Origin of the sequence: Acinetobacter sp. UBA6526 (genome assembly GCF_002434875.1) — a bacterium.
Lineage (GTDB): Bacteria > Pseudomonadota > Gammaproteobacteria > Pseudomonadales > Moraxellaceae > Acinetobacter > Acinetobacter venetianus.
This window is the reverse complement of the sequence record NZ_DJLC01000073.1, coordinates 1-9,025: the sequence shown is the minus strand read 5'-3', so window position 1 is coordinate 9,025 and position 9,025 is coordinate 1. Positions and strand designations below refer to the sequence as shown.

The 9,025-nt window shown below is 40.0% G+C and carries 12 protein-coding genes and 1 riboswitch; of the genes, 7 read left to right on the top strand and 5 right to left on the bottom strand.

Translation table 11 applies throughout. The features are described from left to right. The 5 genes from prs to B4237_RS04885 all read left to right on the top strand — a co-directional run. Positions 1-547: ribose-phosphate diphosphokinase (gene prs, locus B4237_RS04905; protein ID WP_286941908.1), on the top strand; the 547-nt coding region annotated here is incomplete at its 5' end. 96 nt (positions 548-643) lie between these two features. After that, the gene (gene rplY / locus B4237_RS04900; RefSeq protein ID WP_286941906.1) at positions 644-940 is read left to right on the top strand and encodes a 50S ribosomal protein L25; all 297 of its coding nucleotides are present in this window, start codon (positions 644-646) and stop codon (positions 938-940) included. A 19-nt stretch (positions 941-959) separates the two neighbouring features. After that, entirely contained in the window at positions 960-1,541 is a 582-nt protein-coding gene (gene pth, locus B4237_RS04895) for an aminoacyl-tRNA hydrolase (protein ID WP_130133790.1), read from the top strand. 145 nt (positions 1,542-1,686) lie between these two features. Then, complete coding sequence (gene panD, locus B4237_RS04890) at positions 1,687-2,067, top strand: aspartate 1-decarboxylase (RefSeq protein WP_004655255.1); 381 nt, start codon at positions 1,687-1,689, stop codon at positions 2,065-2,067. A 174-nt stretch (positions 2,068-2,241) separates the two neighbouring features. Continuing rightward, on the top strand, positions 2,242-4,032 hold the full coding sequence (locus B4237_RS04885; RefSeq protein ID WP_286941904.1) for a patatin-like phospholipase family protein: 1,791 nt from the start codon (positions 2,242-2,244) through the stop codon (positions 4,030-4,032). On the opposite strand, the gene B4237_RS04880 is transcribed toward B4237_RS04885, so the two are convergent. Beyond that, entirely contained in the window at positions 4,029-5,204 is a 1,176-nt protein-coding gene (locus B4237_RS04880) for a hypothetical protein (RefSeq protein ID WP_286941902.1), read from the bottom strand. The two genes, B4237_RS04885 and B4237_RS04880, sit on opposite strands and share 4 nt — an antisense overlap. A gap of 14 nt (positions 5,205-5,218) precedes the next feature. Then, positions 5,219-5,431, bottom strand: a complete 213-nt coding sequence (locus B4237_RS04875) for a hypothetical protein (protein ID WP_130133793.1) — start codon at positions 5,429-5,431, stop codon at positions 5,219-5,221. A gap of 184 nt (positions 5,432-5,615) precedes the next feature. Next, positions 5,616-5,761, top strand: a riboswitch (FMN riboswitch). Between the two features lie 89 nt (positions 5,762-5,850). Between B4237_RS04875 and ribB the strand changes: the two genes are divergently transcribed. Beyond that, a complete protein-coding gene (ribB, locus tag B4237_RS04870; protein ID WP_286941899.1) occupies positions 5,851-6,510 on the top strand; it encodes a 3,4-dihydroxy-2-butanone-4-phosphate synthase in 660 nt (219 codons plus the stop codon). Positions 6,511-6,556: 46 nt separating this feature from the next. Here ribB and B4237_RS04865 read toward each other — a convergent pair whose 3' ends face one another. After that, positions 6,557-7,231 carry an HAD-IA family hydrolase gene (locus tag B4237_RS04865; protein WP_286941897.1) on the bottom strand — a complete coding sequence of 225 codons (675 nt, stop codon included), beginning with the start codon at positions 7,229-7,231 and terminating at the stop codon, positions 6,557-6,559. A gap of 93 nt (positions 7,232-7,324) precedes the next feature. Between B4237_RS04865 and B4237_RS04860 the strand changes: the two genes are divergently transcribed. Further along, positions 7,325-8,092, top strand: coding sequence for a hydroxymethylpyrimidine/phosphomethylpyrimidine kinase (locus B4237_RS04860; RefSeq protein ID WP_286941895.1), 768 nt, complete (start codon positions 7,325-7,327; stop codon positions 8,090-8,092). 45 nt (positions 8,093-8,137) lie between these two features. Here B4237_RS04860 and B4237_RS04855 read toward each other — a convergent pair whose 3' ends face one another. Both B4237_RS04855 and B4237_RS04850 read right to left on the bottom strand, forming a co-directional pair. Next, positions 8,138-8,734 carry a glutathione S-transferase family protein gene (locus tag B4237_RS04855; RefSeq protein ID WP_286941892.1) on the bottom strand — a complete coding sequence of 199 codons (597 nt, stop codon included), beginning with the start codon at positions 8,732-8,734 and terminating at the stop codon, positions 8,138-8,140. A 62-nt stretch (positions 8,735-8,796) separates the two neighbouring features. Continuing rightward, the coding region (locus tag B4237_RS04850; protein ID WP_286941889.1) for a LysM peptidoglycan-binding domain-containing protein at positions 8,797-9,025 on the bottom strand (229 nt) is incomplete at its 5' end.

Genomic DNA, 9,025 nt, shown 5'->3' with positions numbered 1-9,025 from the left:
AGGTTTCTTCGATATTCCAGTTGACAACATTTATGGTACGCCAGCGTTATTGGCTGACTTACGTCAACAACAACATGACAACCTGATGGTTGTTTCACCTGACGTAGGTGGTGTTGTTCGTGCGCGTGCTGTTGCAAAACAATTGGGTGATATCGATTTAGCTATCATCGATAAACGTCGCCAAAAAGCAAATGAATCTCAAGTGATGCATTTGATTGGTGATGTGAAAGATCGCGACTGTGTCATTGTTGATGACATGGTAGATACTGCAGGTACGCTTTGCAAAGCCGCTGATGCACTGAAACAGTTTGGTGCTCGTCGCGTTATTGCTTATGCAACTCACCCTGTTTTATCTGGAAAAGCGTTAGAAAACCTTCGTAACTCTGTCATTGATGAACTTGTTGTAACAGACACGATTCCTCTTTCAGAAGAAGCATCAAAACTCGGTAAAGTTCGCCAAGTTTCTGTTGCTAGCATGGTTGCTGAAACAATTCGTCGTATTAATAACGAAGAATCTATTAGCGCAATGTTCGATAGTTATCTATAATAGCGCAGCTTTTTTTCTTAAACCCTAGCTCGCTAGGGTTTTTCTATCACTAAACTGGTCGCAAGTTTAGTTACTTAACTCTCTGAGGATATGCCCATGGCAAACTTCGTATTAAACGCTCAAGCACGTGAAGAAGCACAACAAGGGAAAGGTTCGAGCCGCCGCCTTCGTCATGCTTCTTTAATTCCAGCTATCATCTACGGTGGCAGCGCTGAGCCTGTAGCAATCACTTTAGAGCTTCGTGAAATCGTTAAAGCTTTAGAAAACAACGCTTTCTTCGAAGAAGTTATCGAAATCAAAATCGGTGAAAAAGTTGAAAACGTTAAAATCCAAGCATTACAACGTCACCCAGCTAAAAACACTCCTATGCACGCTGACTTCAAACGCGCATAAGTGTTAAAGGCGTAAATTAGTGTCAAATATTTCGCTAATTGTTGGTTTGGGTAATCCTGGAAAGGAGTATGCCCAAACCCGCCATAATGCAGGCTTTTGGTTCGTTGAACAGCTTGCAGATCGTTATGGTATTAATTTAAAAGCTGATCCGAAATTTCATGGATACAGTGGTCGTGGTCAAGTTGAAGGTCATGACGTTCGATTATTATTACCAACCACTTTTATGAACCGTTCTGGTCAAAGTGTTGCCCCTTACGCTAAATTCTATCAAATTGCACCTGAAGCAATTCTTATTGCTCATGATGAACTTGATATGGATCCAGGTGTTATTCGTTTAAAAACAGGTGGTGGACACGGCGGACACAATGGTCTTCGTGATATCGTTCCCCATATTGGCGCTAATTTCCATCGTTTACGTATTGGAATTGGTCATCCAGGTTCAAAAGAACGTGTTTCTGGTCATGTGCTAGGCAAAGCTCCAAGCAGTGAACAAGATTTAATGGATGCAGCAATTGGTCATGCACTCTCAAAAGTGAAAATGCTTGTTGACGGACAAGTTTCACAAGCCATGAATCAAATTAATGCTTACAAACCCGCCTAAACTTAAACTGAATTGTTGATCAATCACGCTTGCTATATTGCACTTTTAAGCGCAAAATGCGCATCAAACCGCCTACACCCTGTCGAAAACGTGACAAGTCAACCATAAGATTTCCATCTTAGGTCTTACTCAGGAGACGCTAGCCATGCTATCTCGTTTATTAAAATGTAAAATTCACCGTGCAGTTGTGACACATGCAGAGCTTCATTATGAAGGTTCTTGTGCAATTGATGGTGTGTTAATGGACTTAGCAGGGATTCGTGAATACGAAGAAATCCACGTATGGAACGTAACTAACGGTAAACGCTTCACTACTTACGCAATCCGTGGTGAAGATGATTCAGGTATTATTTCAGTTAATGGTGGTGCAGCACATCAAGCTGACGTTGGTGATTTAGTGATTATTGCAACTTTTGGTGATTTCACTGAAGTTGAAGCTAATCTTCACAAACCTCGTCTAGTATATGCAAATCCAGACAATACAGTGAATCACACAGCAAACTGTATTCCTGTACAAATTGCATAAGCAAAAGATAAAATTTAAAAAGCCAGTCACGATGAACTGGCTTTTTTTATGTCTAAATAAAAGCAAACTTATAAATATTGCATGAAATTATCTTTTATCTGTTTACGTAATCTGACTTGTAAAACAGGCATATGCTTTATTAAATAAAAAGACAATAAAGATAACTCGAAGAATATGGATATTATAACGACTCTAAGCAAAGCAATGCTTTTTGCTGAACTAGATCAATCTATTTTGTCGACATTGGCGATGCACTGTCATATTCGTCACCTACAAACTGGACAAGAACTCTATAAGGTTAATGATCAAGCTAACTACATCTACATTATTGCTTACGGCAGAGTAAAATTAGCGACACCTTCAGGTTTAGTTACCTATCTTGGGCGGAATGAAATTGTTGGTGAAATGGGCGTGATCTCAAATCAACCGCATCATGGAACTGTTAATGCATTAAGAGATACCGCTTTAGTGGTTATTCCTAAGCAACAATTCATTGAGTTCATTACCCAACATGCCAATATCTTATTTACTCTCTCTCGCTTGATTATTAGTCGCTCACAACCTGAACTACAGCATATTCATGCGATGAGTCATAGTCGCACGCTTTCAGTAATTCCTGTTTCATCTCAAATACCTGCCACACACCTAGCTGAAAAGCTGACTGAACATTTGCAACGGTGGCCACATGTTCGTCTAGTCACCGCTGCACATGTTGATGCTTTATTTGGTGAGGACTTTAGCCAAACACCATTGGACTATAGCGTAGATGATCTTAAGCTCCGACAATGGTTAGCAAGCCTAGAAGAAAAACATTGTTATGTTTTATATGCAGCACATAACAATGAAGATGAATGGACTAAACGCTGTTTACATCAAGCAGATCGTATTCTAATTCTCGCAGAAGCCAATCAAACACCAGCTCATACCAAACTGGTTGATGTGCTTAATCAGCATAATTGGCAAAGTCCAATTGAATTAGTGTTATTACGCTCTGAAGGTGACCCCTCTCCTCATACGCTTATTTGGAAAAAGCTTTACCACGCTCGAGCACATTATTTTATTCATCCTTGGGCTCAAGCAGATATTTGTGCCGTCGCTCGACAAATTTCAAGCCAAGGCTTAGGTTTAGTGCTCGGCGGCGGCGGTGCACGAGGTTTTGCGCATATCGGTTTAATTCGCGCACTTGAACAACTGCATATTCCTATTGATATCGTTGGTGGAACTAGTATGGGCGCATTCGTTGCAGCTCTCGTTGCCTGTGGATTTGATAGTGTAGAAATGACGCATATTGCTTATGAAACCTTTGTAGCCAGAAATTATTTAAATGATTACACCATGCCGAGAGTTTCATTGATTCGAGGACAACGCTTTCATGAAAGATTGCACGCAATCTTTGGACAACGAAAAATAGAGGAGTTAAAACAAACCTTTTACTGTATCTCTACTAATCTGACGACAGGTCAAGCCATGATTCATGATCAGGGAGAGCTTGCAACGTGGGTTGGAACCAGTATGAGTGTCCCCGGTGTCGCTCCTCCTGTAGCTTGGCATGAAAATTTACTTTGTGATGGAGGTGTAATTAATAATTTACCGACGGATGTCATGCAAAATCTTGAGAGAGGAACAGTGATTGCTAGTAATGTGAGTTTACATGATGATATCCGCGTTCCCGGTATTGGTTTAGACAAACCCGATCAAAGTGCTTTATTGAATTGGAATAAAATCATTAAAGATAAACTCCTACACGCGCCAAGACTCGCCGAAATCCTAATGCGAACCGCAACACTTGCTAGCGACACCATGATTCAAACTGCTGCAATCGAACGTGCCAATTTACATATTCGGATGCCAATTGAAGGTATTGGTATGTTTGACTGGCATAAACTAGACGAACTCGTTGAACGGGGTTATGAACATGCCTTAGAGACCTTATTACCGATTAGAAATACACTCCCGACCAGTTAAACCGAAGTATGAATCTGAAAGCGATTTAATAACTCATCTAAATATTGATAGGTTTCAATATCTAATTGCCTCATGTAAACGTCCAAAATTTTGTGGCACTGTTGTTGTTTAGAAATAGGCATACGTCGCATAATATCGAATGTCACCTCCCATTGTGAGCGTAGCAAAGACGCATAAGCAATATGATGCAGTACGAACTCATCAATCTGTGCAATTGCAGTCGCGACAGCCTGCCGTGCTTCATCATGCATATAACTTACGATCACCAACATATCAGCCCAAAGATCACAACGATCAGCGGCCTCAACAATACTTTGAATGATCTCCACTTTTCTTAATGCAGGTAAATTAGCGACAAAACTTTGTGCATGTGCAGATAAACATGCAACCACTGGCAGCATATCCTCCCAAAGCTGATCTTCTTGGGTAGCTTGGATAATCGCATTAATCACGACTTCCCCCTGCTGCACAGCTAAATCCCCAAGCTCCTGTTTTAGTCCATAACTGATATAACTCATCAGAGCCAGAACCTTTGGCCATATCAGCCTTTGCGCTGGATCACCAATGATAAGTAAAGCTTGTTCAATCCTTTGCTTTGGTAAGACATGAACTAAATGATCAATTTGCTCTCTCGATTCAATATAGAACGCGATTTCTAAAAGGTCACTTTCACTGTCGACGATCTGTGCGACATCTTGTAAAACCGAATCAGATAACATGCTGACAAATCGCCCCATCGTGACAAAATCACGTTGCGCCAATAACACCTTGGTAATATCAGTAATTTGATGCGTGGTTAAATAACCCAATAACTCTCTGGCTAATCGAGGATCAAGATGGACAGAAATCGCTGCAACAGTTTTCGCAGGTAAATGCTTCACAATTCGATAAGAACGCTCAGTGGATAGATACACTGCAATTTGTGCCACGATATAAGGCTGTAAAAAGTGTTTAACCATAAAAACGCTAATTCCCAATGGCAGCCAATTTACCCATCCAGCCAAATGCTTAAAACGCAATTTTTGTTGATTTTGTAATCTGTCTAATATTGCAAAACGAAATTGTCTCAAGCTCTCTGGTGCAGTCTGCTGCATGAAAGCCAACTCTTGCTCTGATACATTTAAAATTCTTGCGAGCTTAATGATTTCAGCCTGTACTGCTAATCGAGTCATTGCATCTATCCGTTTTATTTTTGTTTGAATAACCAACGTAAAAAGAAAGGTGTCTGGTACAAACTTTGATTCATTTTCTTTTCTTCATTTTGCATCGCTTCAGACAACTTTTGATTGAGCCATGCTAAATCACGATCTGACATTTGAGAAAATGCTTTTAGGCTCATGACTGGTCGGTGTAATTGTTGTGCCAAACATTCAATTTCGCTTTTATTGAGCGGGTCCATAAATTCATTACTCCATGTTATTGTTGTTTTATCTAATGAGTTTATGCCGATTGTTGACTGATTACCAGTTTCACAGATTGAATTAAAAAATTGATTTGGATCGCAAGATAATTGTATTTTTATAGAACGATCCATTCTATAAAAAGTTCCCTTTCACATAATAATTGTGGCTATAATCAAAACACATCGCTTCAGGGCGGGGCGAAATTCCCCACCGGTGGTAAGTTAGGCATGACCTAATCAGCCCACGAGCCTGTATATATTTTATATACACGCAGATTTGGTGAAAAACCAAAGCCGACGGTATAGTCCGGATGAAAGAAGACGAAACCTCCGAAACAACGTTGTTTTGGTGTCCGCTTATTTTTACATCAGTCCTGAAATGTTCAACCGTATCCTATTTACGAGAGCGTTTCATTATGTCGAGTTTAATTCAACCCGAACTTTTCTTTTCAGCCCTTTCCCCTGCTGAACAACGTATTCAACAAGCTTTAGAAGACATCCGCCAAGGTAAACCCGTATTGGTGATGGATGACTTTGACCGTGAAAACGAAGCTGATTTAATAATTGCAGCCGAGACTTTAACCGTTGCAACCATGGCACAAATGATCCGTGATGGCTCTGGTATTGTGTGCTTATGCTTAACAGAAGAACTTGCAGATCACTTAGAACTTCCACCAATGGTAGTTGATAACTCAAGCCAGTTTAAAACTGCGTTTACCGTAACCATTGAAGCTGCTCAAGGTGTGACAACAGGTGTTTCTGCCAAAGATCGCGTAACAACTGTTTTAGCCGCAACTAAAGATGGTGCTATCGCTAGTGATCTCAGCCGTCCAGGTCATGTTTTTCCATTACGTGCCCGTGATGGCGGCGTATTAAGCCGTCGTGGCCATACTGAAGGAACTATCGATTTAGCACGTTTAGCAGGTTTGAAACCTTCCGGTGTTCTGTGTGAATTAACTAATCCAGATGGTTCTATGGCTTCTGGCATTCAAGTCTTGGCTTATGCTCAAACACATGGTTTGACTGTGATCAGTATTGATGAACTGGTGCAATATCGCTTAAAACATAATATTTAATTAAACAAAAAAGCCTCGATCATTCGAGGCTTTTTTGCATCTTGCATTATGAAACTTTTCGTTCTACGTTAATCTGATCCACACATGCAATCAATTGATTAAACTGTGCAATTTGCATCACAGGTTGTGCCTGTAACAACTCATCAGCCGTACCATAACCATAATCCACAGCAATCGTTTCGATTCCATTCGCACGTGCGCCTATAATGTCATATTGACGATCACCGACCATGATACATTCTTGAGCATTTAACTTTTCTTGATCAAGTATATAAGCAATCAGATCAGCTTTATTGGTTCGCTCGCCAGTCAACTCACTACCATATATTTCAGTAAAATATTGTGCTAACTCAAAATGAACTAAAATTTGTTTGGCATAAATTGTTGGCTTAGCCGTTGCCAAGAATAAAGAAAAACCTTGAGCTTGCAATTGTTGCAACGTTTCAGCAACTTTTGGATAGACTTCATTCTCAAATAAGCCTATGACAGAAAACCGCTCACGATAAGCTGCTAATGCCTGTTCAGCGAGAACATCATCTTGCGTATTTAATAATTTTGCTAACGATGCTTTTAAAGGTGGGCCAATCGTCCAATCTAAATCAACATCATCTGCAATTGGATGACCCAATTTTGCTAGTGCAAACCGAATTGAACGATGAATCCCCTCTTTAGGATCTGTTAATGTCCCATCTAAATCTATCAAAATATTTTTGATCGTCATTCGTTCAATCTCTTATCGCCTTACACAACAGTGTCGAGAGTTTCCCGAAACTTCCTTATACTAGCGCATATTGAAGAATAAAAGGAAATTGCAGTGCGACCTACCGTACTTTGTTTTTCAGGTTTAGATCCATCAGGTGGTGCTGGCTTACAAGCAGATATTGAGGCGATTGGACAAAGTGGTGCACATGCAGCAATTGCGTGTACTGCGTTGACCGTGCAAAACTCACAACAAGTGTTTGGTTTTGAAGCAACATCTAAAGCACTCCTACTCGCCCAAGCAAATGCAGTCGTCGGCGATCTTCCGATTAAATGTGTCAAATCGGGCATGTTAGGGACAACTGACAATATTGCAGCACTCGCAACGTTCTTACGTGAGCATCCTGACTATTTGTATGTGCTTGATCCAGTACTTGTTGCTAATAGCGGTGGTTCACTCGGCGATCAAGCAACATTAGTAAAGGCTTTTGTTGAATTAATTCCTTTAGCAACAGTCATCACACCAAATACCGTTGAACTGCGTGCACTTACTGGTTTAGATGATATCGAACAAGCAACTCAGAAATTATTTGAAATGGGTGCTCAAGCTGTCCTAGTTAAGGGTGGGCATGAAGATACACCTGATCATATTCGAAATGTGCTTTATGCAAATGGAAAAATGATTGCTGAAAGTCGCTGTCCTCGCTTGGAGGGTCAATATCATGGTTCAGGTTGTTCTTTAGCAAGCTTTATTGCTGGACGTTTAGCATTAGGAGATTCATTAAAAATAGCCGTTCAGCATGCTGAAACATGGTTATTCGGTGTATTAAAGAATGCTGAAACACCTGTTCCAACTGGGCAAAAAATTCCAAAACGCTTTTAAAAATAAAAAAGAATAGAAACCCGAGTAGTTTCTATTCTTTTCGTTCTAACTATTCAGCTCGATAAAATTGGGGAGTTGTTCAAAACGTCTCAACCAAGCTTGAACATATGGATATTGGTCTAACTCAATCTGACCTTGATGAGCCATCGCCACATAAGGATAACAAGCAATATCTGCAAGTGTTGCTCGACGCCCGACCAACCAATCTTGTTCAGATAAATGTTGATTCATTATCCCTAAAGCCGCATAAGCTTGCTCAGTTGCATGCTCAATCTGTACATTTGGTTTATTTACTAAATAAAAAGCTCGTGCAGCGGCCAAACTTGAAGCAATATTCTGATTCGCAAAAAACAACCACTCTAAAACATGCGCCATTAACATCGGTTCTAATGGAAACCATAATTGTTCCACATCATACTCACGGGCGATGTAACACAGGATTGCCTGAGAATCTCGTAAATAAATACCATGATCTTCTAGCACTGGTACTTGCCCTAAAGGATTAAGCGCAAGAAACTCAACTTTCTTTTGATCCTTTGCTTTTAAATCAATGTTGATCTTTTCATAGTCTAAACGCAAAAATGAAAGCAACAATCTAATTTTATAGCAGTTTCCTGATATGGTCGTATTATAAAGTTTCATACTATGCTTCTTTTTTAAATTATGAAAAAGGCGCTAAATGCGCCTTTTCTATTATTTTGAAATTATTGCGGAATACGCAACACCTGACCAGGGAAAATTTCATCAGGACTTTTGAGCATTGGTTTGTTTGCTTCAAAAATTTTCGGATACTGATTTGCATCACCATACATTTCTTTTGAAATCTTAGATAAATTATCCCCAGATTTAACCGTATAAAACTTGCTTTCGGGCTCTGGCGTTTCTACCGTCATTTGATCATCGACTTGTGCAACATGATCAATATTTCCTACA